Origin of the sequence: Bremerella volcania (genome assembly GCF_007748115.1) — a bacterium.
Taxonomy (GTDB): domain Bacteria; phylum Planctomycetota; class Planctomycetia; order Pirellulales; family Pirellulaceae; genus Bremerella; species Bremerella volcania.
The window spans coordinates 2,236,959-2,263,294 of the sequence record NZ_CP036289.1; the positions used below are offsets into that span (position 1 = coordinate 2,236,959).

Consider the following 26,336-nt stretch of genomic DNA (forward strand, 5'->3'; position numbering starts at 1 on the left):
ACAGAAAACCGGAAAATCGAACAAGTCAAGATTCACACTCTCGATGCTATCACGGTTTTTGCTGCCGAGAAAGGCAATCTGGCCCATGGGCAGGTCGTGCTATCACTTCGCGCTTTGCAGATAGGCAAATAAATCGCGGATTTGCGTAGCGCTTAGGTCTTCGAGAAGGCGATCGGGCATCAACGATTTGTCGATCGCCAGGGGACCGGCTTCGATTTCGTCACGCGGGATGACCAGTGCGGGGTTGTCCGCGTTCTGAAGGGTGATCGTCTTGTCGTCCTGGTTTTTCAGGAAGCCAGACAGCACACGGCCATCGACCGTCAGAACGCGGTAGTTGGTGTACTCTTCGCGGATCGCGGCGCTCGGGTCAACGATAGAAAGCAGCATGAAGTCAAGATTGGTCCGTTCGTAGCCTGTCAAATCAGGACCGATGTCGGCCCCTTCGCCATGCAGCTTGTGGCACGTGCCGCACCGTTTGGTGAACAGCTGCTTTCCTTCCGCAGCGGTGCCGTCCCCCGTTTTCAGCAATGTGGCCGCTTGTTCGAGTTGTAAAGCCAACTGGGCGGGAGTGGCTCTCGTCGCTCCCCACAGCTTGGCAATTCGATCGTTCAGTCTCTTATCGCCGTGCAGTTTCAGGTTCTCCAGAAGGTCAACCGAAACGGCCTGTTGGGATACTCGCTTTGCTTCAATCGCATCGAGTAGCTGGTGAGCGGCCACCGGACGGGCCGTCACGTTATCGATAATTGCCGATTGAATCGATGCCGGTTCCTCTGGGTAGCAGGCAAGCAATTCGCGGGCGATGTTGGGTTCGTCGAATGTGCCTAGAGAACTGATCGCAGCAATTCGTATCGCCTCCGGCGAGGTCGAGGTCGCCAGTTTCAGTAGGGAGTTTTGTGCCTCTTTCGAGCCGACCTGTCCGAGGAGCTGAATAAACTTCAATCGCTCTTTGGATGGCGTCTTCTCGTTAGTGATCATCGCGATCGCCGTTTGTTCCGCCTGATTCTGGCCTGCTCGAACGAGAAGGGCCAATTGAGCCGATGAGCTTCCCGACGCCGAGGCAACAATCGCTTCGCGCAACTCCTCTGGCAGGCGATCAATCTTCCTGCCGGAGAACGCTTCGTCGACCGCTTCCAGCAGTTTGGTACGAAGTGCTGCGTCGTCCGTGGCTTGAATGAGTTGAGCAAGCCTGAGTAGGCTTCCGTTATCGGCCACCGCGGCCAGGCGCTGAGCAAGTCGCGGCAGAACGATCTGTCCGCCGATCTGCGTCGAGGATAACGAACGGGCGAGGTCCTTGACCGCCAAAGAAGAATCATCGGCATGCGTTTCGATCGCCCACCAGGTAAGAAGCGGAATGTGGGGATCGGAAGCGAGTTCGTTGCGCGACGCCAGTCGCTGAGCGATTTCCAGGCCAACCGGGCCGGGAATTCGTTTCGCCGTGGATGCCAGCTGACTGCATACTTCCGGATGCGATTCGCTTGAGGCCAGGGAAAACAGTCTTTCCGACAGGGCCTGAGCTTGATCCTTCGATAGAAGCCGAATGCCCCACAGTCGAACGTACGGATCGTGATGGACCAGCGCCGCCTGGGCGACTTCGATGTCGAAACGATCCAGCGCGTGAATGGCCCAAAGAGTCTCGAGCGCGAGTTGCCCTTCGGTCTCAGGGAGCTTCTCGATCAGTTCATTTGCTTCCGCGGGATTTCCCTTTTCACGCAGCATGCGCTGCGCAAGTTGCCGCGTCAGCTTGTCAGGGCTGGCTAGTTTTTCAATAAGCTGTTTGGTCGATAGCTCTCGCAAATTAACTGGTTTTCGCGGTGCGTAATCGTTGGGTTGGATTCGCCAGATTCTTCCCCGTGCCCGATCCCATGTATCCCGCGGATCGACGTGCGTCAGCCGTGTGTCGCACCAGTCTGCGACATAGACGCATCCATCAGGTCCCACCTTGATATCGACTGGTCGAAACCAAATGTCATCGGTCGCCATCGCATGAAACTGATCTTTGGTCTGCCAGGTTGACCCGTCTGGCGACATCTGCGAGACGGCAACATAGTTGTGAAGCGGAACCGGGGCGATGAGGTGTTCGTGGTAACGCGTCGGCAACGTGTCGCTTTCGTATTTAACCAGAGTATGGCTGAAACGCTCGACGGGTGCGTGTTTCATCGCCGGGAAGTAGCCGTACGCGTGCGGGTTGGTAAGGGCCCCATGCTTGCCCCAACTCTTCTGATAGTAGCCCCCTTCGACGTAGTGAAAGCCACGCGTGTTGCCGCCGTTGTGCCCGGAGTAGAGCCGACCCTTGGCATCGAACTCGACGGCGAACGTATTGCCGCCCCCTTCGGCGAAGATCTCGAACTGGTGGCTTTCCACGTGGTATCGCCAAATGGCCTGCCCTTTGAAATGAACAGGCGGTTGCGAAGGATTCTTGAGCACGTTGACCGTCGCCCAACACGTGCTTCCTTGGGCCCCGTAAAGCCAGCCATCGGGACCCCAAGTCAAGCTGTTAGCGACGGCGTGCGTGTCTTCCAGGCCAAAGCCAGAAAGATGAACTTCAGGATCGCCATCGGGGGCGTCATCGTGGTTTTCGTCAGGATAGAACAACAAGTACGGCGGATTCATCACCCAGACGCCACCGCGGCCTGGGAGGGCGCTGGTGGCGATGTTCAGTCCGTCGACGAACGTTTTATGCTTATCGAATGACCCGTCGCCGTCAGTGTCTTCATGAATCGTGATTTTGTCCGCGCCGCGATCGTGATGGGGTGGCGCCGGCGGAACTTTATCGAACACGGCACGCAGGTGCTCGTCGTACTTCACAATTTTCAGCCCGGCCGGGAAAGGATATTGCAGGTACTGCACCACCCACATGCGTCCTCGCTCGTCGAAGTTGATACACACCGGCTGACGAACTTCCGGCTCGGTGAGTGCTGCCTTGACGGTGACGTCATCCGGCGTGACGAATGCCTGTTGCGCTTGCTTGGGGGTCAGAGCCGGCACCGAGAAGTCAGCGGTCTGCCCGCGACCTTCAAAGTTGCGGATGTGTTCGCGAACGGCTTCGTTGTTGGCGGCGTCCAGCGATTTCGCTTTGGACCCGTCCTCTTGGCCCCATGCCCAAGAGGCGGTGCTTGTAAGAAGGATAACCTGGGCGACGACGATCGAAAGGCTTCGGTGCATCATGGCGATCTGTGGGTAGGAAGTAGATAGGCAGGCCGGAACGTTTTCTGTTCTAGCCTGCCTCCGCCCCGAAGTCCAGTTCTAAGTTGATAATACGAGACATCACCTCTCTTGGGCCTCGAATTCAACGCCCGCCACGTTTTCATCCGGGATCCATACGGTCTCCCCGTTGCCCGTTTCGATCACGAGATAACGCGTGGTTACCCGGGCAGGTTTGCCGTTGAGTTCGACGTTGGGGACTTCGGCCACCAAGGTGACGGACTTGGTGATGCCACGGTGCAGATCGGTGTCGCGTCCGCCAAAGAATAGATAATGCCCCAGCGGTATGCCAAAGACGAACACGGCGATCATGATCAGTGGGAATAGAAGGGCTCCCAGGACCTCGAGCGAATCAACAAATCCACCTCGCCTGGTTTGGTGGTGGCACTTCGCGCAGATTCCTCCATACTGCTCGAAAGTGGACGGACGGATCATCGCCCCGCACATCTTGCAGGGGAGTTTCTCAGAAGCGGACATAGAAAGCCTCCTCGGATTGAGTGGCCTTGCCCCTGCTGCCATTGATTCTAGGTCGCCGCGAAAAAATAGGCTCGATTTTGGTTGAAATGAGTGGGAGGTCGCTGACTATAATCGAGGCCTCCCCCAATCTTCCAAGGAGTTCTCATGAAGACCCTGCTTGCTGTTCTGGTAGCACTTTCCCCTGCCCTGTTGCTCGCAGCTGAACCCACCCAGGCTGCGTTCGACAAGATCAACGCCAAGATCCAAATGCGTGACGGGGCCGTCTATTCCCTGTCGGCAAATTGCGATGGCTACACCGACCAGGAGTACCAACTCATCGGTCAATTGAAGACGCTGAAGTCTCTTTCGATCAGCGGGAAGGATCTGAACGACGACCAGTTGAAGATGCTCTCGGGGCTGAAGGAGCTTGAATCGATCATGGTCAACGGGACCGTGCTGACCGACGACGGTTACCAGCACTTCACGGCGTTTGCGAATCTGAAGCGGCTTTCGATCTTTCACCCGTCGCGCAAGTTGGAAGCGTTCAACGGTTCGGGCCTTGCGCATCTGAAAGCCTTGCCGGCGCTTGAGTCCCTCACCTTTGCCGGGGCAACCGCAGGCAACCAGGCGCTCGAAGCGGTGGGTGAGCTAACGCAACTGGAAAGCTTTCGCGAGTGGCACAATACCGAAACGAGTGATGGTCTGAAGAACCTGGTCAAGCTGAAGAATCTCAAGTCGATTCGCCTGGGGCAGCGACTGCCAAGTTGGGGAAAGGACACGCCAGCCAGCTTTGACAACGGTTCGATCGCGATCCTGGCGAAGATCCCGTCGCTGGAGTCGATTGAACTGACCGAAGCTCGCTTGAACTACGACTCGGTAATACAGCCTAAAGACCTGCCGAATCTCAAGAAGCTGATCATCAGCCAGGTCGATATCTCGAAAGCGGACGTCGAGAAGCTGAAAGCAGCCATGCCCAGTGTCGAGATCAAGTGGGAACCACTGACGGACGAACAGGCTGAGATGCTGAGTAAGAAGCTGAGACTGTAGAAGAACGCCCGGTTTACGGTCGTTGAACCTTCAGCTCTTTCACCTCGTTTTCACGAACCTGAAGACGCTCGATGGCGGATGCTTTGCCCGTTTGGGGATCGACGTCGACGATCGCCCCATTCAGGCGGACATCGTCCTTGGCGACGTCGAATAGCGTTGGACGGAAGGTAACGGTCGTTTCCAGGACGCGATCGATACGCCGGCCAATGATGCTCTCGTGCGGGCCGGTCATGCCGACGTCGCACATGAAAGCGGTTCCCCTGGGAAAGATCTGCTCGTCCGCCGTCGCGACGTGAGTATGCGTGCCGAGGCAGTAGCTGACTCTTCCGTCCAGATGACGACCCATCAGTTGCTTGTCGCTGGTCGCTTCAGCGTGAAAGTCCACGCAGCGGATTTTGATGTCGGACGGAATCTGGGACAAAACCCGATCGATGGCGGTCCAGGGGCAATCAACCGGACGCATGAAGACACGTCCCATCACACTGATCACCGCGACACGCAACCCTTCCTTCGACTGGACGATGGCAAAGTCTTTTCCCGGTGCGGCGGCCGGATAGTTGGCAGGTTTTACGATGTTGGGCTGCGACTCAAGGGTCTTGTTGAGTTCCTTGCGTCGGTAGATATGATCCCCCATGGTGATGCAGTCGACCCGGGCATCGATCAGTTCTCGATGGGCGGCCGGAGTCAGTCCCGAACCGCCGCATGCGTTTTCTGCATTGGCCACCACCAGGGAAAGGTTGTACTTCTCACGGAGGCCTGGAACGACGTCGCGAACGATATCGCGACCGACCTTCCCGACGATGTCTCCGATGTGCAGAATCCTCAAGGGATACAACCTTTCCGTGATGAGTAGTTAGCGAGCAAATTCCGTGAACCGGGACTCGCGGACCATGGTTACCTTGATTTCGCCGGGATACGTCAGCTGTTCCTCGAACGCTTTGGCGATATCGCGACAGATTTTGGCAGCCATCTCGTCGTTCACTTCCTTGGCCGAAGCGATCACGCGCAGTTCGCGACCCGCTTGAATGGCGAAGGCCTGTTCGACTCCGTGGAAGCCAGTGGCAATCGACTCCAGCTCTTCCATGCGTTTGATGTACCGTTCGAGCGTCTCACGGCGAGCCCCAGGACGCGAGGCACTGCAAGCATCCGCCGTGGCGACCAGCATCGTGTAAGGGTACTCGGTGATGATCTCGTCGTGATGACCAAACGCGGCGTGGACCACCTCGGGCGATTCTCCGTGACGCTTCAAGAGGTCGGCACCGATCTTGGGGTGCCCCCCTTCCAGTTCATGGTCCGCTGCTTTCCCGATATCGTGCAGCAACCCTGCACGCCGGGCAATTTGCGGATCGAGCCCAACCATTTCGGCCAGTAGTCCGGCAATGAAACCGACTTCAATGCTGTGGCGCAACACGTTCTGGCTGTAGCTGGTTCGGAAATGAAGTCTTCCCAGCATTTCGACCAGGCGGGGGTGCAGTCCCATCACGTTGATTTCGGTGGTCGCTTCTTCCCCCTTCTTCCGAATTGTCGTTTCGATGTCGGACTGGGTTTCCTTGACGACTTCTTCGATCCGCGAGGGGTGAATGCGGCCGTCGGCGATCAATTTGTTAAGCGATTGCCGAGCGATCTCGCGGCGAACCGGATCGAAACCGCTGACGATCACCACGCCTGGCGTATCGTCGATGATCACGTCGACGCCGGTCTCCTTTTCAAAGCTGCGGATGTTACGCCCTTCACGACCGATAATTCGCCCCTTCATTTCATCGCTGGGGATGTCGACCGTGCTGGTCGTCGACTCCGCGGTGTGGGCCGCGGCGAACCGCTGCATGGCCGTCAGCAGCATGTCTTGGACGATGGGGCGAACTTCTTCTTCCATCCGTCGCTGGTGCTTCAAAATGATCGCGCCGGTTTCGGACTGAAGTTGTTGGTCGAGCAGCTTGAGCAGTTCGCTCTTGGCTTCTTCGGCGTTGAGTCCGCTCATCCGGTGCAGGCGTTCCTGCTGATCGCGGATGATGCTTTCGAGGTTGGTCGAGCGTTTGTCGTTCTCTTCGATTTTCTCGCTGAGACGCCGCTGCGTGGTTTCGACCATGTTCTCTTGCTTGCGCAAGTGGGTCGCTTGTTGTTCGATCGATTCTTCGCGGCGGTCGAGTGACTTCTCGCGTTCGCGGATTTCGTCTCGTTGTTTGGAGAGGTCTCGTTCGGCTTCGGTTTTCTGACGGAGAGCTTCTTCTTTCGCTTCGAGCAAAGCTTCTTTTTTGAGGTTCTCAGAATCCTGTTTGGCTTTTTCCAGGATCTGTTGGGCCTCGGTCTCCACGTCCTTCTTTCGGAGCCGATCGATAAACTTGACAAGCAGCGCGGCTCCAATCGCCGCGATAGCCGCTGTCAATGCATAATAAAACCCAGACACGTTCCACTACTCCTGTAGCTGGATGGAATAGCGTTTAACGTGGCAGTTGTTTACAGACGAACGGTCAGTGCGTCGCCAGTGACGCACAAGCGCGACGTCGAGAAGACCATCGAAGTGCCAGACTTGAAATTCGTTCCCCCGAACGACAGAACCACCAAGCGCAGTATGCCCCTGAAAGGTCAGTAGTCGGATCGAGTTCCGGAAGAGTTTCCGGAGACTGGGCCTGCACGTTTCGAGGAGCCTTGTCGGGCTCGCTGGCAGGCGTCGTGGGGAAGAAGATGGGCGTCAATTTCCAGCCAACCAATCAGTGGCAAATGAACCACTGCGGTTTCTCGTTGAGAATTTGCGTGTCGCAGAGCCGGTTTCGCTTTCGCGCGAGCTGGGCTCAATATCTCTACCTTCCATGGACATAGCGCCAGAAGGAGCCGTATCAGAAAAAGAAGGAGTACTTGCACGCTTATCTGCCCTCCGAAAAGCCAAATGGGGCTAGAGGATTTACCAATCCGGCACATCGACTGAGCTTCCCTAACCGATCGTCCAGCAAACGTGTTTGCCAAATTTCGTTAAACGCTTAGGTCAACACAATCGTTGGGATAAGCGCACAATGGTAGTACGCCTAACCCGTTCACGCTATATTAACAGAGTTCCCCGTCGGAGGGAAGCATTCATTTTTTTCTTGCGGGAATCGTTCTCAATCATTCAAGACCTGGCAGCTTGCATTTGCCAAAGCCGCAAGACATGGCGACATTTCCGCAACGATTTCTCGAAAGCTGGCCGCCGGCAGCCTGGCATGGCCGGGTAACCCTTCTCGCCGTGTCCGGCGGGGCTGATAGCATGGCCCTTTTGCGGCTGATGGCCGACAGCGTCAACCAATCCGGGCGTGAAAAGTTGTGGGTGGTGCACGTCAATCACGGTCTTCGTGGCCAGGCCTCGGAGGACGACCAGCAGTTCGTGGTGGAGTCGGCCAAAAGCTTGGGACTGAGGGTTCGCACCCGTTCCCTTCCTGCCGATACCCTTTCGCCAGAGCAAACCGCGGATGGGCTCGAGACCGCGGCCCGGGCGGCGCGGTATGCGTTCTTTGAAGAAGTGGCCCGCGAGGTCGAAGCCAGGTATTTGGTGACGGCCCATCATCAGGACGACCAAATCGAAACGGTCCTGCATCGCATTTTGCGAGGGACCGGCATTGCCGGGCTTTCCGGCATTGCCACGGCTCGCCAGTGGCTTCCCGGCATTGGGTTGGTAAGGCCGCTACTGCCGTTTAGGCGTCGTGAGATCGTGGACTATCTCCGTGAAATTGATCAGCCGTGGCGAGAAGATGCCACCAATGCCGGGCAAGATTTTACCCGCAACAAGATCCGCAACGACCTGCTGCCGAAGCTTCGTGAAGACTTCGGGGAACAGGTCGAGCAGTCCCTCTATCGTCTCTCGCTTCAAGCAACCGAGTGCCAGGAAGTGATCAACGACCTGGTGGACGATCTAGTGGAAGCCGCTGTCACGATCGCCGATTCAACGACCGTTCACATCGACCTAGGCAAGCTGTGTGATGTTCGCCCTTACCTGGTGCGCGAACTGTTGGTTCGCATCTGGCGTGATCAGAAATGGCCTCGTCAGGACATGACGCAGTTACACTGGCATAAGCTAAGTGAGTTGGCCTTCGGACAGACCGATGCCGTGGCGGACGTTCTGCCCGGGGCGATTCGTGCTGCCCGAGAAGCGGATGTTTTGATTCTCAGGCGTTAGACTCCTCTGAGGTTTCGTGCATGTTGGTTCGAGCGATGTTGTTGTTGATTGTCACCGCAGTCTTGTGCCCTCCGCTGACGATTGGCCAGGAACTTCCTCCCCTTCCCTCCGGCGCTAAGGTGACGCTTGAGGAAGATTGGTCTAGCAGCAAAATCGATGAAAAAAAGTGGTACGTCTATCGCAAGAAGTGGGGCAACGGTAATCACGGCGTGGTGCCTGAGAACGTAACGATCGGCAAGGACGTAGTTGGGGGCAAGCAGAAGAACGTGCTCGTCTGTACGGCCCACGGCGATCAGTACGACGGCGAAGTGATTGGCTGGTGGGGCAATAAGACCCGAGTCGGCGGCGTGATTGTGAGCCAGCAGTACTTCGCCTCGGGGCGTTTCGAGGTCGTCATGAAGATTGGCTCGCAGGAAAAGCATCCCGGAGGGCCAGCCGATCCGATGCGACCCAAGGGATGTATTCCTGCTTTGTGGACCTATGGGTATCGCTGGGTTGAAGCCGACAAGAGCCGGCAAGGTGAGTTTCAAGCCGAAACTCCAATGTACAACCCGCACATGCCTGCCTATGGCCTGGCTGCAAACGAGTACTGGTCGGAGTTAGACTTTCCGGAGTTCGGCAAGGCAGGCAACTTCGAGAACTCGATGTACAACACGTTCCTGCAGAACCGCCACGACAACCGCTTCTTTCAAATCCCCCGAGCCATCGACGGATCGTATCACACGTTCGTCACCGAGTGGCGAACGCATCTTAGGCCGATGCCGGCGATTCGCGACGCTCAGGTGATCGAGTCGGAAGGCTATTACTGGATTCAAGATAAGTCGGTTCCCTTCGCCGATTACCTGGGCAACCCCCTTAAGAAACTCGGTGATAACAAGTATGCCCTTTACGAAGGCAAGATTGCCATGCACTACATCGATGGCAAGAAGGTCGCCGGGAACGACAAATGGGTCCCTGCGATGTCGGCTCAGTTGAACATGGGCGTGTGGCTGCCTGACTGGGCCGGACCGGCCGACTGGAAGACGGCCAGCATGAAGATCGCCAGCGTGAAAGTGTGGCAGTACGGCGACGAGGGGGATGTGATCGGAGTGATGAAGGGGCGGAACCCCGACAACTTTGTCCAAGATGGGAAGCCAATTGATTAACCGAATCGCAATTCGCTAAATCGATTCGTCCCATGCCTGATTCCAGATGGCCGCTCCCTTTTCATGACTGGCGATCCCTTCAAGGAACGCTTCCATGACGGCATTCAGGTCGAAATCTTCGCATTGATCCCATTGAAGCAGTTTGGGTCGGTGGACGCGGAATTCTGCCTCGCCTGCCGGGGTGTAGGGAATGGCGATCATCATTTGCCATCTTCGGTGGAGTAGGCCAGCATGGGGATCAATGTGTCGCCGTCAGAGACACACCAAATGGCATGGGCGGCAAAGAAACCGGCTAGTTGTGATGCTGTAATCAAAGGAACCTCGAGGTTTATTGGTGGTGGTTAAGATCGCGTAGGATACTTCAATCTGTTCCTCTTTGCACGAAAAAAGGCGAGCCTGAGAGAGGCTCGCCTTTTGATTTTGATCACCGACGCGGATGGAGCTACTCGACCGGTCCTTCGACACCGCCGGTGTATTGCTCGGTTTCCGATTCTTCACCGTGCAGCACGACCTGCTTGTAACCACCCTGGCTCCAGAAGTAGATCACCAGCAGCAAGTAGCATAGGCCCATTGTGGCGGGGATAATGGCTGTCCACTTCAATGCCATTCGACCGCCATAAATGTTGGCCTCTTCGATCGTCTTGAGTTCCTTCTCGTACTGCTGTTCGCTGGTCGGCTTGTTGGCTTCCCACCAGGCGTTGAGGGCCTTGGTTTCTTCGGAAACCTTGCCTTCCTCGGTTTCGATTTCCGTACGACGTGCCAATTCCGCCCCGTCGTCCTTAAGCACCCCCACTTTGGCACCGTCCAGTGCGTAAACTTCTGGGAAGAAGAGGAACGCCTTCTTATTCTGCGAGCGGTACTCTTCGAACAATGCGTCGTCCAACTGCTGCATCTTCTGCGTAGCGAAGTAGTCCTGCTTGTAACCGATACCAGGACCACCCAAGAGACCCGCCGAGAGCATCCCGATACCCCCCATCACGCCCATCGTGATGGCACCACCGCGCGGGAAGCGTTCGCCCACCACACCGAGCATCGTTGGCCAGAAGAAGGTCTTACCCAAGCCGTACACGGTAGCCGCGGCGAGAATCGCCCAGCCGGTATTGGCCGAGCCAAGCCAGTAAAGCCCCGCGCAACCGAAGATCGCACAGACAAACAACAGCCCCAGTGGATTGATCTGGTGAACGATCGGCCCGGCGAAGAATCGCAGGACGAACATGATCGCCGAAGTGTAGATGAACAATAGGAACGCCTTGCCGGAGATCACGTTTTCCATGATGTTCGTGATCCAACTGTCGGTACCCAGTTCGACGTAACCCACCATCGCGTGAATGACGAACAGGAACAACAGCAGCGGCGAGAGGAACTGCAGCAGCATTTCCTTCGTGGTCACACCGGCAGCAGCGGCTTCCGATGGTGGGAAGGCTTCCTTCAACACCATGAACCCATAGACCAGGGTCGGAACCATGTACAGCGCGAGCGGAATTTCCCATGGCAGGTGGTTGATCGCAGCGTTGTCGCCACAAAACATGTAACCGATGATACCGCCGATGATCAAACCAGCCGGCCAGCCAGCGTGCAAGATGTTCAGATAGTGCGTCTTCTCTTTCGGGAAGAGGGTCGCGACCAGCGGGTTAATCACCGCTTCGCAAACGCCATTGGCCAGAGCGAAGATGAACACGCCGATGTACAAGCACCAATAGGTGGCGTCTTTCCCGGCGATCCCGTACACAGGCGTCGCGGCCAATGTGATGACCACCGACAGAACGTGTAGCACGAAGGCGAGCACCAGCAGCTTCTTGTAGCCCAAAAGGTTATCGGCCAGGAAGCTGAAGAAGATAATCGTCACACCAAAACCCACCAGGCCGCCCCCGGTGATCGTTCCGAGTTCCACCTTGGTGAAACCGTAACGGATGGCCCAGTCGTTCAAAATCCCAGCACGAACACCAAAACCGACGCCTGCGGCAATCAGGGTCATGAAGCTAGCGATGAGAAGCGCCATCCGATGATAGGTCGGGCTGGCTGCGGAAGAATCGTTGGACATGGGAAGGAAATCTCCTACACGAAACTGTGCATAATGGGGGGCAGTATTGACGGCCGCTCTTGATGAGGGCAGTGCTAGATCAAGTTTGACCAGTTCATGGGGTGGAACCGGAGAAGACGAGAAAAAAGTGAATTTGTGCCTCGTATATTACGTGGCAGTCCGAGTATACCGACTCGTTCATGGAAGTAAACTATTGTCCTGGGGTGATTTCGGGCAAGATTTCCCCTAAGACGCTAATATTGTACAAACGCGTACAGATTGCCTGGCTTGCCAGTTTCTCCTGAGGCGATTCGTCGACGTCGCAATCGTCCCAAAGGTTGTCGGTCACCTAAATGTCTAGTAACCAACAAGTTGCGGAGCCTCAAAAGCGAGAATACGTCTGGCTCTTGGTAACGATTGTCGTTTTAGGCGCGTTGGTTCGACTGGGGGCCGCGGTTTGGTGGGAATCAAGAATTCCTGAGGGAGAACGTTTTTTCTTCGGCGATAGTCTCAGTTATGAAGTCTTGGCGCGTCATCTGGCGCGGGGAGAAGATTTCGTTTACGGAGATGCCCAGGTCGCGCGAACGCCAGGCTATCCGTTGCTACTCGCGCCGGTGTACTGGTTGGGTGAACAGCCGCCGACGCTTGCCTTGCGATTGATCGGCATTGTTTGCGGTACGCTGGCCATTGGGTTGGCGGCGTGGATTGCCCGAATGTTGTTTGATCCGGTGGCCGCGGTATTCGCCGCCCTGCTCGTGGCGTTCTATCCCGGGGCCATCGCGATGAGCGTTTTCATCTTGAGCGAAGCCCCGTTTGCGCCGCTGATGCTTTTGAATCTCGGCTGGCTAATCGTCGCACTGCGAGCCGAGGATCCATCACGTCGCATGAAGTTCGCGGCCCTTTCCGGTTTGGCGTTCGGACTGGCCATTTTGATGCGGCCCAGCTGGTTGATGTTTCCCTTGTTCGCCGCACCGATCGGGCTGCTCTTTTACCCGGACCGCAAGCAACAGCTATATGCCTACACGACCGCAGCAGTCGTGGCCGCATTGGTGCTGACGCCATGGTGGGTTCGTAATTACGTCGTAATCGGCAAGTTCGTCCCGACGACCCTTCAAGTTGGGGCGAGTTTGTACGATGGGATCAGTCCCATGGCGACGGGGGCGAGCGACATGAGCTACGTCCCTGAGTTCAAACGCGATCTGGCCGCCGAGGAAGCAACCCTGGAAGGCCCCCTGCCCGGTACCTTTGAATCGCGTCTCGACGATCGCATGAAGCAGGCATCGATCGACTGGGCCAAGCAAAACCCAGGTAGCGTGATCCAACTGGCAGGCGTCAAGTTTTGGCGCTATTGGAACCCGCTGGGGAACGATCCCAAGGTGATTGGCAAGATGGACATCGTGACCGCTTTGGGCTATTTGCCGATCGTTGTGACTGGCCTGCTGGCCATCGTACTGTTTGCCCGACGAATGTGGATCTACTGTCTGTTGGCCTTACCGATCTTCTATTTCTGTTGCTTGCACATGGTCTTCGTCAGTTCGATTCGGTATCGCCAGCCGCCCATGCTAGCCCTGGCGATCCTCAGTGCAGGCCTGCTTGCCGGCTGGTGGCGAATGTACTGCCAGCGAATCGCGACGAGCCTTCCCTCTGAAAACTGAAAACGGCCCCAGAAAACCGCTGCCAGCACCCAAACCGGCGTTTACCAGAAGGCGTGATTCTGCCAAGATTTAGCGACATCTGTCCGCTTGGAAAGGATTCCATCCCGGGTGAGTCGATTTTTTTCTGCTTCGTGCCGCTTCATCAAATGGACCACGTTAACCGTGGCCGTGTTGGCCTGCGCGCTGGGGTTGTATCTCTATCACAACCTGAACAACGAAATTCGTTCGCACGTCGAGAAGAAATTTGCCAGCCACTATACCAATCTGTTGGTTTCGGTCCGTTCGGCTCGGTTTATCGAGGGGAAGGGAATCGAGATCCGCGGGCTGTCGATGGCCCAGCGGTCAAGCCAGTACCAATCGCAAGAGTTGGTATCGGTCGACGAGATCATGGTCTATTGCACGACCGATCCGCGCAAGCTGGCTTCTGGCGACTTCCAGGTCGACAAGATCGTTGCGCGGCGTCCGCGGTTGACGGCCACCATCGACACCGATGGAAGCACCAACTTGAAGCATCTCTTTCCCATGCCTAAATGGGGTGACGACAATCCGGCCATCGAAGTCGAAGATGCGTCGCTGCTATTGGCCGATCGCCGAGGTGGCAACGTACGGCGAATTCTGGACAACGTCGACTTTCAAATCAAAACCGAAGTCGCCCCCGGCATGGGTAACTACGCTGGACAAACACGCACTCAGAAACGGATCAAGGCAACCCTCAATTGCCAGAACTGGGAGTCGGCCACGCTCACGGGATTGATTGACGAAACCGCTCAGACATTTGCCGCCCAAGGGAATATTTCGAATCTACAAATTGATGACCATCTGTGGGGGCTCTGCCCCGACGAGTGGAAGACGCATATTAAGGACCTGGTGCATCTCGAAGCCACGGCTGACGCTGCGTTTCAGGTCTCTGGCAATGGGAACGGACTGACCAACTACCTCGCCATGGTCGACGTGCGTGAAGGAACTTGGAGCGATCCGCGCATTCCTGGCACCGTGGAACGAATTCAAGGCCGCGTCGTCGCTTCCCCTCCAGGCATTCGCATCGAGAAGCTCATCGCGTACTACGAGAACGGTTCGGTCAGTGCTTCGCTTACGAGAAATGGTTGGCAAGCCAACAGCCCCGTGCATGTCTCGGCGACACTGAAGAACATGACCCTGCATCAAGGTTTGGCCAGCATGTTGCCCAGCGGCATGCAGCGAAGTTGGGGCCGTTACCAGCCATCCGGGACGCTCGATGCGTCGGTAAAGCTGGACTTTGACGGGCAGAAGTGGATTCCCGAAATTCACGCCAATTGCCGGGGAACGAATTTCGTCTTCGAGGAGTTTCCTTACCCCGTGACCGACGCCCGGGGAAAGATCGACTTCAAGGATCGCTTGCTCGATATCGACCTGCTGGCCCACGCCGGTAAGTCGCGGATTGCCATCGTCGGGAGCGTGATGGACCCTGGTCCCAACAGCAGTGGACCGATTCGCGTACGTTCGCTTGATCCGGTGCATTGGGATTCAACGTTCGAACATGCGTTGCACGTGGCTCAGGAAGACGTCTGCAATGTGGCTCGCGAGTTTCATCTGCAAGGGGCGGCCAATGTCGACTTCACGCTCGTCACCCACAGCCAGCCGGAAATAAAACCGGACAAGTCGCTACGGATGGAAATCATCGACGCTTCGGTCAAATACGAGAAGTTCCCCTACCCCATCTCCAAAATCAACGGGAACATCGTCTGGAAGGACGGTGTCGTGACGATCGAACAGCTACAAGGCTACAACGACAGCGGGCACATTACCTGTCGCGGTACCTGGCAGGAGGTGCCTGGGGATAAGCGTGGCAATCTGAATATAACGTTTGCCTGCAAAGATGTTCCCCTGGATGACGAACTCAAAACGGCCATTCCCGGCTCGGCCCAGGAAAGTTGGGATCAACTGCGTCCGCGCGGTTCGATCGATCACATGGATATCCAATTGCATTGGCCCAACCCACAAGGTGATTGCGATCTGTGGGTGAACGCTCAGAAGTGGGAACGCAGTCGGAACCTTTCCGGCCGGGCCATTTCGGTCGAGCCAGTCGGCTTTCCTTATGTGCTGGATGAAGTGGTCGGCAACGTCGAGTTTCGTAACGGACAAATCACGCTCAACCAGCTGACCGCGCGCCATGGCGACGTCCGCGTTTCGACCAACGGAAGCTGCTACTTTCCGGAAGACCGCCGGTGGCAGATCCGGTTTGAAGGTCTGCGAATTGAAAACATCGTGGTCGATCGAGACCTGCTGTTGGCCGTGCCTGAGAAGCTTGAGAAGTCGCTCCAGCAGTTACAACTCGGTCCCCTCTTTCATGCCGATGGCGTGGTGGTGCTTTCCAATCCCAACCCAGGCCGCGCGGTTCAAATGAACTGGGATATGACCGTTCATATGGCTGGCGGTCAGATTCAGCGTGGAGCGATCATCAACAATATCTACGGTGCGATTCGTTTCGAAGGGCAGTCCGACGAGTCGGGTGCCCGATCGTTTGGTGAATTTCATCTCGATAGCGTCACGTCCCGCGGCATCCCTCTCTCGAACGTGCGTGGACCTTTTTGGATTGATGAAGCGCAGTTTCTTTCCGGGATTCATGTTCCTCGCACGGAAGACCAGCCGCCTAGGCATGTTACGGCGAATGCGTTTGGCGGCGTGATCTCGATCGATAGTCGCATGCAACTGGCCGGCTCACAGCCATTTCAAACGGATGTGACGCTGGCTAACGGTACGGTCGGCCAGATGCTGATCGATCTGGGACAACAGAACCGTGGTCAAACGTCGGGGCGCCTCTTCGGTAACATCAGTCTGACAGGCTCGCTGGAAGGTACGCATACCTGGGACGGAACAGGTTCGCTGCAGCTACGCGACGCGAACATGTATCAACTGCCGCTCGCCGTCGCGATGCTGAATGTGCTCAACGCGCGGTTCCCCGATACGAACGCGTTCAACTCCGCCGACATCAAGTACCGCGTGGCCGGCAACTATGTTTATCTGGACGACATGCGTCTCTCGGGCCAGACGTTGGCTCTTAAGGGCAACGGCGAAGCGAATCTCGATGGTCAGATCAGCATGCGTTTCTACACCGAGTTCGGCAACCAGACGTTCGACGTGCCGGTCGTTCGCCAGATGATCGGCCAGGCCAGCCGCAGTTTGATGGTGATCCATGTGGGGGGCTCGGTCGATAATCCGACGACCGAGCAGGAAATTTTCCCCATGGTCAATGAAACTTTAGAGCAACTTTTTCCCGCGAGAGCCGTACGTCTTCCTATCGGCGCGCCTCCCACCTCGGATTCGCCGGCGGTCATTCGTCGAGGGAACTCCATTCCTCGCTAGCACGAACGTCCCCCGAAAGTCTCCTTAAGATGGGGGGAAGACGTGACGATGATATCAGATAGAAGCATTATTCACGCGGAAATCACCTCGATACGCCTTCATGCATCCGTAGCTGTTTGACTTGATGGTGAGCCTGACCAAGGGTTCATCCTAGAGCACTCCCTTCTAAGTTGAAGGCCGTGCCAGCGGGCAACGTTCTGCCTGCATCGCCTGGGGCACTACGAGGATCGAAGTCATGAGCGTGGGACCGATGGGGGCATCGATAGCCAGTTCGATCGCGGCTACCAATCTAGCCCAGCGCAATTCCTCGGACGTCTCCGGAGCCCAACAGGCAACCAGCACTCATGCCCGAGTGGTCGAGTCGACCGAGAAAGCCGAGAAAGCCGCCGGCGTAGGCGATCCCGAGGAAAGCGAGAAGACGTCCGACCGAGACGCCGACGGACGCCGAGCCTGGGAACGCCCGGGCCATGACTCGGACGAAGTGGAAGGCGAACTCGAAGGAGAAGCCACCTACGACGCCGGACCACAGAAAGACCCGACCGGGGTCAAGGGCCGCGAGATTGATCTGAGCGGCTGATTGATCTCTACTTCCTCTTCAACTCGAACGCAAACTCGTTCGGCCCTTCTTCACTCACCGAGACGTCAAACCCTTTATCGATTCGGCTGTAGCGGTCGAGGACCCAATCGACCGAGCCTGATTCGATGTCGTGGTCGTAGATGGTTACCCAGTAGTCCCCTACGACCACGCCCTGTTTCTGGCCGTTGGAGCTTGGGCCGGGGATGAGGGAATAGACCGATAGAACGGGCAACTTATCAGCAAGCCAATAGATACCATTGTGCGCAATAAAAATTTGGCAGGTTGAGAAATTTTCTATCGACAGGGGGGCCGCCAGGGCAAATTTCCATCCGATCGCGAACGGGCTTAACGATTTGGGCCTCTTCACGGTAGGATACACACTTCATTGCACCGATTACTTGGCACTGCTTCCAGGGAACCTGATGTCGCAACTGCGTTTTACCAAGATGCACGGAGCCGGGAACGACTACGTGTACGTCAATTTGTTTGAAGAGCACCTTCCGGCCCCACCAGAAAAGTTGGCCCCACTGGTTTCGGATCGTCATTTCGGTATTGGCGGCGACGGCCTGATCTTGATTACGCCATCGGAGGTTGCCGATGCCCGGATGCGGATGTTCAACGCCGACGGTTCCGAGGCCGAAATGTGCGGCAATGGTCTTCGCTGCGTGGCGAAATACGTGTACGACCACGGCATCGCCAAAAAGGATCAGTTGGCACTCGAAACAGGGGCCGGCGTACTTTCGGTGCAGCTGGAAACGGACGGCGACCTGGCCAAGCGAGTTACCGTGAACATGGGTGAGCCGATCCTCGACGCGGCCAAGATCCCGACCACGTTCGGTGAAAGCCCCGTCGTCAATCAACGTCTGGAAGCAGGCGGACGCGAGTTTGAAGTCACGTGCGTTTCGATGGGCAACCCGCACTGCGTCATCTTCGTCGACAAAGCGGATGACGAACTGGTCTTGAAACTCGGTCCTCAGATCGAAAAGGCCGCCAAGTTCCCGGCCCGCGTCAACGTTGAATTCATCGAAATCATCAGCCCGACCGAAGTTCGTCAGCGAACTTGGGAACGCGGCAGCGGCGAGACGCTGGCCTGCGGAACCGGGGCCAGCGCCGTGTGTGTCGCTGGCGTGCTGACCGGCAAGCTCGAGCGAAGGATTCTCAATCACTTGTTGGGTGGTGATCTGGAACTGCACTGGAACGAAGCCGACAACCACGTCTATATGACCGGTCCAGCCGAAGAAGTTTTTAGCGGGATTTGGCCAGTCCCTCACGGCGTGCCGCTGTACTCGCAGCTCGCCTAGAGTCGAACCCACTGCAAAAGGCAAGGAAGCCATGCGAAAAACTCATCCTCCCTGGATTGCCCGTACCGGTGGCGCGGCCCTGGTGACCTTCGTCAAATCGATGATGAGTACGCTCGACGTGCGGGCCATGTACGTTCAAGCCCAGAACGACCCGGCCAATCCCTTTTGCCCTCGGCGTGGGATTTATGTCTTCTGGCACGAGTACATCACCATTCCGTTCGCCCTCCGCGGGCACTGCAACATCTCGATGCTTTTAAGCCGGCATCGCGACGCTGAGTGGCTCGCCCATGCGGCATCGATCATGGGGTTTGGGACGGTACGCGGTTCTTCCAACTGGGGAAGCATCGCGGCGCTGAAAGAGTTGATCAAAGTTTCGCGCACCCAGCATCTCGCGATCACGCCGGACGGACCCCAAGGACCACGCCGCGAAATGGCCCAAGGTCCGATTTACCTCGCCTCGAAATTGCAGATGCCGATCATCCCCATGGGCTTTGGCATGGACCGACCGTTTCGTTTGGGAACATGGGATAAGTTCGCCCTGCCCCGCCCTTTTAGTCGGGCACGCATGATCATGGGCCAGGCGATCGACATCCCTCGTAAGCTTTCCAAGGAAGACGTCGAATTTCACCGCATCGAAGTCCAACGCGTGCTGAATCACTTGACCGTCGCCGCGGAAAAATGGGCCGAGTCGCACCTGGCTGGGGAGAACGAAGTCTCCTTCTTCGCAACGGCCACTCCGCTGGAGAAGCAAAAGGAAACGTCAGCGAAGGGACGCTTCTGGCTTCAAGCGGCGCAGCGCGACTACCTGGTAGCGCGGCCGGCCGATGAAGACGCAACGGAAGAACAAGCCGAGCCCACGATCCTGCCGTTTCGCTCGGCTTCGTAGATGGATATTGATTAGCGGCTGACCTTGGGCGAGCCCCACACCGACCAGCATCCGCTCACGTTGTTTTCACCCGATTCGGTGATCAACTCCAACTGCTTGATGCCGGTGACGTCGACGTCGACGTTTTCAATGCTGGTCGTACGCAACTTACCCGAACGAAAAAGCTCTTGGCCATCCCCCTTCACAATGAAGATCGCCGAAGCCGTTTGCCAGGCTCCTGATTGCATGCCGGCCACCGCGGTAAAACGCTTCCATTGGCCATCAAGGTTAAAGGTGAACCTCGACGGGGCGTGGGCGTAAAAACCCTTGGCATGAAACTGCCCGCCGGGCCGCAGAAAGAATCCGCCATCCTGACGACTCTTGAGCGGCAAATAGCTGTTCCGCGTTGGGCGACCGTAGCCAACCTTGCTGCTTGCGGCTTCCACATCAGAAAGAAAAACGTCGTTCTGCGTGACCTGATTCAGTGGGACTGGCTTCGTGGTCGCGTCGAAAGTCTCCATGTATTCGAGCATCGGTGTTAGCCGTGACTGCGGATTCGCGGCCAGATACTGCCGGGCGAACTCGCGGGCCTGTTGAACGTTTCCCGAGAGCATTTCCTGGTTGAGAGAAGCGATCGCTCTTTCGTCTTTCAGTGCCGGAACATCGGGTTCGCCTTGCTTGTTGGCGGTAAACGCGTAGCTCACGTCATTGGTCGCGCCGTTAGCATGGCAAAAGCTTAGTCGCAGTGCGTTGTTGCCTGGCTTGTGAACGTCGAGCGTTACTTCAAAGGTGCCGTCGGGTGCGACTTCTGAAGTCCACTGATAGGCATCGTAGTTGCTCCCTCCTTCCGCGTCGCTGTAGGCGATGACGGCGAACGGCTCGACGTTTGATTTAACCTTTCCGCGAACGGTAAGTGCTTTGCCGCTTCCGCTGACCTCGATATCGGTGACTTCGAGATTGGTTCGCTCGAATCGCTGCTTGTTGCTCTGCGTCAGCAGCGGGTGGCACATCATCCGCGTCGCACTGGCCAAGGTCATGAAGCTTCCTTTCTTGCCGACCAGTTCGGCTCGGTAGGTGTAATTGCCCGAGCCCATTAAAGCGGTTCCCTTCGACTTCTCGGAAGGAAGCTCACGGTTATGCGGCAAGCTCAGGCCATGCCCTAATTCGTGCGCCATGCCGCCGATGAAGACGGTGTTGAAGTCTGCCAGCGTGCGTTGTTGATCGCGATTGTGTTCGTTGTAGCGAAAGAGTTCGTCGGTCTTGGTCAGATTCAACGTATCGAGCATTTCGCAGTCAGCCGCAAAGCAGATGCCTCGAACATGGTTGGCTCCCCCCAAGCCGTAGTAAGGAGAGTAAATCTTGTAGCGACCATCTTCCTGCTTATCACACAGAGCACACAGGATCAGCAGGAACTCGCGATCGGGATCGACGGTGCCTCGCAGTTGATGGCCGATTTCACGCAGAATTTTTCGCCCATACGAACCATCGTAACCGTAGCCATCGTGATTCTCGGCCCCTTTCACCAGGTGAATCTTCACTTCATCTCCATCCATCTCGACCGGTAGTGGAGAGTTGGTCAGCCCGATCCGGGCAAACTCGGTATCGTAGAACTCCTTGATATCGAGAACCATCCGATTGACGCGTGCTCGATAATTGGCCTGAGGCTGGCGATCTGCAGGGTAGAAGTAAATCACTCGCAGCTTGAGGTCTTCCTTCGGAGCATCCGCGTGAAACGCTCGGACACGCATCTGAAGCGATTGGGCTACCGAGGTTTCGTTGGCCTGGCAGAAACCGCCAACGGATACAAGCAAACAAAACGTGAGAGCCATTCTCAGCATAGGGAAGGAATCCTGGGGAGGTTGGTAGGAAGGTGGGCTGCGCACATTTGTATATTAGCTTGCGAGGCGCGATCTGTCTTCCCGTGAACGTGCCGACCCTTCCGATTTCCCGAAATCTGTTCTATCATCGAGACCTCGCACGGTGCATAAGAAACCGATTTTTTCAAAGTTTTACGATCGACATGGACGCCGAAAACGCACAATGGGAAGGCCCCGGCGAGAAGCCCCCTGTGTTATCTGTTTCGCAGCTGACGGCCCTGATTCAGGGAACGCTGGAAATGGCCATACCACCGGTGTGGGTTTCTGGCGAGATCTCGAATCTGTCGCAGCCGCGCTCCGGGCACGTTTATCTGACGCTAAAGGACGACGACGCCCAGATCCGGGCAGTCATCTGGCGCAACACGGCCGCCAAACTTCCCTTTCAGTTGGAAGACGGCCAGGAAGTGTTGTGCCACGGCCAGCTTGACGTTTACCCACCGCGGGGAAGTTACCAACTGGTCATCCGCGAGATCGAGCCGCGCGGGGTCGGTTCGCTGCAACTCAAGCTGCGACAGCTCCAGCAGAAGTTGGCCGCCGAAGGACTCTTCGAAGCGGATCGCAAACGACCGATTCCCAAGTTCCCCAAACGTATCGCGTTCGTCACTAGTCCAACGGGAGCCGCGGTTCGCGACTTTCTGGAAGTGATGAACCGGCGGTGGCGAAACGTCGAGGTGTTGATCATCCCGGCCCGCGTCCAAGGTGAGGGGGCCGCCGCTGAAATTGCTGCCGGTATCAAGCGAGCCAATCAACTGGCCATGAAGCCGGATGTGCTGGTGGTGGGACGCGGCGGCGGAAGTATGGAAGACCTGTGGTGCTTCAACGAAGAGATCGTCGTCCGGGCCATCGCCGAGTCGAGCATCCCGACCATCTCGGCCGTGGGTCACGAGATCGACGTCACGCTGGCCGACTTTGCCGCCGACAGACGGGCATTAACCCCAAGCGAAGCCGCAGAACTTGCCGTGCCGTCGATGCCGGAAATCCAGGATCGATTAAGCGGAATGCAATCGCGTCTGGCGACCGGATTGCGGGCAACCTATGACCGGGCCGCTGCCAAGCTCGAGCTTCTTTCCCGCAGCCGTGTGTTTACCCATCCATTTGAGATCGTGCACGATCGTCAACGCGCGCTCGATGAATTGGACGCCGCCGCGACCCGGGCCATGCACAAGCGTCTGCAGCAAGCTCAGGAAGCGATCGCCCGCAGAGCCGCTCAGCTGGAAGCGATGTCGCCGCTGGCGGTGCTTTCGCGCGGTTACTCGGTGACGCGCAATGCAAACGAGGAAGTTCTGCGTGATCCGTCTCAGGTACAACCGGGGGACGAAATCGAAACCATCCTGGAAAAAGGCAGCATCCACAGCCGCGTCCAGTGAAAACCCACAAGGAATGACCATTGGCCAAGAAGAAACAAAGCGAAGCACAGCCGGCTCCCAAGTTTGAAGAGGGGCTGGAGGAACTGCAGCAAATTGTCCAGCAGCTAGAAGCGGGACAGTTGGGCTTGGACGCCGCGCTCGAAAAATATCAGCGCGGGATCGAAGTCCTCAAGCAGTGTCATGGCGTATTAAAAACGACCGAGCGTAAGATCGAGCTACTTTCCGGGGTCGATGCGGAAGGAAACCCCGTTACTCAGCCGTTTGAGGATGAAGAGTTGTCGCTCGACGAGAAGGCCCAGTCGCGGGCCAAGCGAAGGGGGAGTTCCAAAAAATCTGAGGGCAAATCAAGCTCGGATATCGTGGACGACGAACGCAAGTTGTTCTAAAATCGTATGTTGCAGCGGGATGCGGCTCGGAGGCCGCTAAATTTCATGCCGCGATTGCCCAGATTCCCCACGACGACCCAGGATTGAGAATGGCCGAAGTGTCGACCGAGACCTTTCGGGAAGTTTCCCAGCGACTCCGACCCGAAATCGACGCGGCTCTGAACCGACTCACGGAGTTCGACCAAGATTGCCCCGACCGCCTGCGTGAAGCGATTCGATACAGTCTGCTCGCGCCCGGTAAGCGGCTGCGTCCCGTCCTGGCGTTGCTGGCCGCCGAAGCATGCGGTTCTGACCTACAGAAAGCGATCGCTCCGGCTTGTGCCGTTGAGATGATCCATGCGTATTCGTTGATCCATGACGACCTGCCGGCGATGGACGACGACGACCTGCGTCGCGGGCGGCCAACATGCCATCGCCAGTTTGACGAAGCTACCGCGATCCTGGCAGGCGATGCCCTGCTGACGCGGGCCTTCGAGGTTTTGGCAACCGAAATCGCCGATGCTGAGCAATCTCGGCGATGCCTGTGCGAACTAACCCATGCCGCTGGTGCCAGCCAACTGGTCGGTGGACAGGTCGACGATCTTCGTTTCGAGAAGCTCGATGGCACTGCCGACGACCTGGCGGCCATCCACCGGCGAAAGACCGGGGCGATGATTACCGTTTCGCTCCGACTGGGCGGGATCGTGGCCGGAGCCGACGAAGCATTGTTAGCGCTTTTGACCAAGTATGGCGATTGCCTCGGCTTGGCTTTTCAGATCACGGACGACTTATTGGACGTCCAAGGAGACGAAAAGTCGATGGGCAAACGCGTGGGTAAGGATGCCGACAAAGGCAAAATGACCTTCCCAGGGGTCTGGGGGATTGAAGAGAGCCGCCGAAAAGCGGAACAATTAATCCATCAGGCATGTGAAGCGGCTGCCAAACTACCCAGTGGAGGCGACTCGCTCATTTCCCTGGCTCATTACGTGCTGGAAAGGAATCACTGATCGCCATGGCGGAACTACTCCCCACCATCAAATCGCCTGAAGACCTGAAAGGGTTCAATGCCGCGCAATTGAATCAGCTGGCGGCTGAGATCCGGGAAGTCCTCTGTAATCTGGTTGCAACCCGTACGGCACACTTCGCTTCGAATCTGGGCGTGGTGGAACTGTGCATTGCCCTGCACCGAACATTCGACTTCACGCAGGATCGGTTGATTTGGGATACCGGTCACCAGGTCTATCCGCACAAGCTGGTCACCGGCCGGTACGACCAATTCAACACCATGCGGACCAAGGGAGGCCTGATGGGCTATCCCAACCCGCATGAAAGTGAATACGACCTCTTCATGACAGGTCACGCTGGGGCCAGCGTTTCGACCGTCATGGGACTCGCCAGCGGCGACTTCTTGAACGGGCATCCCGATCGACACTCGGTGGCGGTGATCGGCGACGGGGCATTCCCCAGCGGTATGGTCTTCGAGGCCCTCAACAACGCGAAGGTCTTGAACGGCAACCTGCTGATCATCCTGAACGACAATAAGATGTCGATTTGCCCTCGCGTGGGTGGCGTGGCCGATTACTTCGATCGCCTGCGGATGAATCCGTTCTACACCGGTTTCAAGAACGAAGTCGTCAAAGCCCTGAACATGGTGCCGGTCTTCGGCGACCCGACCGAACGTTTCCTCGCTCAGCTCAAAGAAGGGGTCAAAGCGGGGCTGCATGGCGGAATGTTGTTCGAAGAACTGGGTATCAACTACATCGGCCCGATCGACGGCCATAACATTCAACTGCTGCGGAAATACCTGGAAATGGTCAAGACGCAGAAGGGCCCCACCCTGCTGCACGTGGTGACCGAAAAGGGGCACGGGTACGATCCGGCTGCCGAAGACCCGGTCTACTACCACACCCCGCCGGTATTGCGCAAGAGCGACGATAGTTGCGAAGCGGCTCCCAAAAGCAGCGGCGGATCGAAGGCTTACACCAACTACGCACGCGACGCGATCGCCGACGTGATGCGGAAGAACCCAAGCGTCACCGTCATGACCGCGGCGATGTGCCAAGGGACCAAGATGGAGCCGCTGCGCGACGAGTTCGGCGACCGCTTCTTCGATACTGGCATCTGCGAGTCGCATACCGTCGCGTTTGCAGCCGGTCAGGCGAAAGCGGGGCTGCGTCCGATCGTGAACATCTACAGCACGTTCCTCCAACGCAGCTTCGACCAGGTCTTCCAGGAAGTCGCTTTGCAGGACTTGCCGGTCGTCTTCACGATGGACCGCGCCGGCATTACTGCGGCCGACGGCCCGACGCACCACGGCATGTACGATATCGGCTACATGCGTCTGTTCCCCAACATGATCGTCATGGCTCCTGGCGATGCCGATGAATTGACCGAAATGGTTAATTTCGCCGTCTCGGTCGATCACCCGACCGCCATTCGCTATCCCAAGACCAACGCCGAGAACATCAGCCGCGATCGCCAGCCGATTGAACTCGGCAAGGCCGAAGTCCTCAAGCAAGGCTCCGACGGCGCGGTCATCTGTTATGGAACGCAGCTTGCCGAGGCCAAGAAGGCGGTTGAACTGCTGGCCAAAGATGGCATGAACGTGACGCTGGTCAACGCTCGTTTCGCCAAGCCAATCGATAGCGAGACGATCTTGCCGATTCTGAAAGAAGCTCCCTTCGTCGTGACGGTCGAAGAAGCGGCCTTGATGACGGGCTTCGGCAGTGCCCTCCTGGAAGCGGCCAACGAGGCCGGAGTCGACGCAAGTCACGTAAAACGACTTGGAATTCCCGATCTCTTCGTGCAACATGGTGATAGAGCCGAAATCCTGGCCGAACTCAACCTCGACTCCCTTGGCATCGCCAAGGTCTGCCGAGAACTTGCGGCTGCCCACGATCAGATTTCCTCGCAGCATTAATCCAATTCTTACCCCCTCGCCCCTCTGGGGAGAGGGCTAGGGTGAGGGCGAACG

20 protein-coding genes are annotated in these 26,336 nt (G+C 57.0%); 12 read left to right on the forward strand and 8 right to left on the reverse strand.

The genetic code is table 11. The annotated features are described in order from the left end of the window. Positions 1-102 precede the first annotated feature (102 nt). Positions 103-3,165, reverse strand: coding sequence for a PVC-type heme-binding CxxCH protein (locus Pan97_RS09250; RefSeq protein ID WP_144971851.1), 3,063 nt, complete (start codon positions 3,163-3,165; stop codon positions 103-105). A 99-nt stretch (positions 3,166-3,264) separates the two neighbouring features. Further along, positions 3,265-3,678 carry a hypothetical protein gene (locus tag Pan97_RS09255; protein WP_144971852.1) on the reverse strand — a complete coding sequence of 138 codons (414 nt, stop codon included), beginning with the start codon at positions 3,676-3,678 and terminating at the stop codon, positions 3,265-3,267. Between the two features lie 144 nt (positions 3,679-3,822). Here Pan97_RS09255 and Pan97_RS09260 point away from each other — a divergent pair, with 144 nt between their 5' ends. Further along, the gene (locus tag Pan97_RS09260) at positions 3,823-4,704 is read left to right on the forward strand and encodes a leucine-rich repeat domain-containing protein (protein WP_144971854.1); all 882 of its coding nucleotides are present in this window, start codon (positions 3,823-3,825) and stop codon (positions 4,702-4,704) included. A 13-nt stretch (positions 4,705-4,717) separates the two neighbouring features. Here Pan97_RS09260 and Pan97_RS09265 read toward each other — a convergent pair whose 3' ends face one another. Both Pan97_RS09265 and rny read right to left on the reverse strand, forming a co-directional pair. Next, positions 4,718-5,530, reverse strand: a complete 813-nt coding sequence (locus tag Pan97_RS09265; RefSeq protein ID WP_144971856.1) for a TIGR00282 family metallophosphoesterase — start codon at positions 5,528-5,530, stop codon at positions 4,718-4,720. Positions 5,531-5,557: 27 nt separating this feature from the next. Further along, positions 5,558-7,108 (reverse strand): ribonuclease Y, encoded by a 1,551-nt coding sequence (rny, locus tag Pan97_RS09270; protein WP_144971858.1) that lies wholly within the window; start codon positions 7,106-7,108, stop codon positions 5,558-5,560. A 738-nt stretch (positions 7,109-7,846) separates the two neighbouring features. Between rny and tilS the strand changes: the two genes are divergently transcribed. Together tilS and Pan97_RS09280 are read left to right on the forward strand one after the other, a co-directional pair. Then, positions 7,847-8,848, forward strand: coding sequence for a tRNA lysidine(34) synthetase TilS (gene tilS / locus Pan97_RS09275; RefSeq protein WP_144971860.1), 1,002 nt, complete (start codon positions 7,847-7,849; stop codon positions 8,846-8,848). 20 nt (positions 8,849-8,868) lie between these two features. After that, positions 8,869-9,993 (forward strand): glycoside hydrolase family 16 protein, encoded by a 1,125-nt coding sequence (locus tag Pan97_RS09280; protein ID WP_144971863.1) that lies wholly within the window; start codon positions 8,869-8,871, stop codon positions 9,991-9,993. A 15-nt stretch (positions 9,994-10,008) separates the two neighbouring features. On the opposite strand, the gene Pan97_RS09285 is transcribed toward Pan97_RS09280, so the two are convergent. Together Pan97_RS09285 and Pan97_RS09290 are read right to left on the reverse strand one after the other, a co-directional pair. Next, positions 10,009-10,197: a hypothetical protein gene (locus Pan97_RS09285; RefSeq protein ID WP_144971865.1), complete on the reverse strand. Its 189-nt coding sequence runs from the start codon at positions 10,195-10,197 to the stop codon at positions 10,009-10,011. A gap of 238 nt (positions 10,198-10,435) precedes the next feature. Next, positions 10,436-12,034 (reverse strand): MFS transporter, encoded by a 1,599-nt coding sequence (locus tag Pan97_RS09290; RefSeq protein WP_144971866.1) that lies wholly within the window; start codon positions 12,032-12,034, stop codon positions 10,436-10,438. Between the two features lie 332 nt (positions 12,035-12,366). Here Pan97_RS09290 and Pan97_RS09295 point away from each other — a divergent pair, with 332 nt between their 5' ends. The 3 genes from Pan97_RS09295 (at position 12,367) to Pan97_RS09305 (ending at position 17,587) form a co-directional block, all read left to right on the forward strand. Then, complete coding sequence (locus Pan97_RS09295; RefSeq protein WP_144971868.1) at positions 12,367-13,668, forward strand: ArnT family glycosyltransferase; 1,302 nt, start codon at positions 12,367-12,369, stop codon at positions 13,666-13,668. 108 nt (positions 13,669-13,776) lie between these two features. Then, a complete protein-coding gene (locus tag Pan97_RS09300) occupies positions 13,777-17,010 on the forward strand; it encodes an AsmA-like C-terminal domain-containing protein (protein WP_144971870.1) in 3,234 nt (1,077 codons plus the stop codon). Positions 17,011-17,245: 235 nt separating this feature from the next. Continuing rightward, positions 17,246-17,587 (forward strand): hypothetical protein, encoded by a 342-nt coding sequence (locus Pan97_RS09305; RefSeq protein WP_144971872.1) that lies wholly within the window; start codon positions 17,246-17,248, stop codon positions 17,585-17,587. Between the two features lie 7 nt (positions 17,588-17,594). On the opposite strand, the gene Pan97_RS09310 is transcribed toward Pan97_RS09305, so the two are convergent. Then, positions 17,595-17,819, reverse strand: coding sequence for a hypothetical protein (locus tag Pan97_RS09310; RefSeq protein WP_144971874.1), 225 nt, complete (start codon positions 17,817-17,819; stop codon positions 17,595-17,597). Between the two features lie 190 nt (positions 17,820-18,009). Between Pan97_RS09310 and dapF the strand changes: the two genes are divergently transcribed. Together dapF and Pan97_RS09320 are read left to right on the forward strand one after the other, a co-directional pair. After that, positions 18,010-18,888: a diaminopimelate epimerase gene (gene dapF, locus Pan97_RS09315; protein WP_241676379.1), complete on the forward strand. Its 879-nt coding sequence runs from the start codon at positions 18,010-18,012 to the stop codon at positions 18,886-18,888. Between the two features lie 31 nt (positions 18,889-18,919). Continuing rightward, positions 18,920-19,774 carry a lysophospholipid acyltransferase family protein gene (locus Pan97_RS09320; RefSeq protein ID WP_144971876.1) on the forward strand — a complete coding sequence of 285 codons (855 nt, stop codon included), beginning with the start codon at positions 18,920-18,922 and terminating at the stop codon, positions 19,772-19,774. 11 nt (positions 19,775-19,785) lie between these two features. On the opposite strand, the gene Pan97_RS09325 is transcribed toward Pan97_RS09320, so the two are convergent. Next, positions 19,786-21,591 (reverse strand): NPCBM/NEW2 domain-containing protein, encoded by a 1,806-nt coding sequence (locus Pan97_RS09325; RefSeq protein WP_144971877.1) that lies wholly within the window; start codon positions 21,589-21,591, stop codon positions 19,786-19,788. Positions 21,592-21,773: 182 nt separating this feature from the next. Between Pan97_RS09325 and xseA the strand changes: the two genes are divergently transcribed. From xseA to dxs, 4 genes are all read left to right on the forward strand, one after another. After that, a complete protein-coding gene (gene xseA / locus Pan97_RS09330) occupies positions 21,774-22,997 on the forward strand; it encodes an exodeoxyribonuclease VII large subunit (protein WP_144971879.1) in 1,224 nt (407 codons plus the stop codon). A 20-nt stretch (positions 22,998-23,017) separates the two neighbouring features. After that, entirely contained in the window at positions 23,018-23,383 is a 366-nt protein-coding gene (gene xseB / locus Pan97_RS09335; protein ID WP_144971882.1) for an exodeoxyribonuclease VII small subunit, read from the forward strand. Between the two features lie 89 nt (positions 23,384-23,472). Continuing rightward, complete coding sequence (locus Pan97_RS09340) at positions 23,473-24,369, forward strand: polyprenyl synthetase family protein (RefSeq protein ID WP_144971883.1); 897 nt, start codon at positions 23,473-23,475, stop codon at positions 24,367-24,369. A 5-nt stretch (positions 24,370-24,374) separates the two neighbouring features. After that, positions 24,375-26,282: a 1-deoxy-D-xylulose-5-phosphate synthase gene (gene dxs / locus Pan97_RS09345; protein WP_144971887.1), complete on the forward strand. Its 1,908-nt coding sequence runs from the start codon at positions 24,375-24,377 to the stop codon at positions 26,280-26,282. The last annotated feature ends 54 nt before the right edge of the window (positions 26,283-26,336 follow it).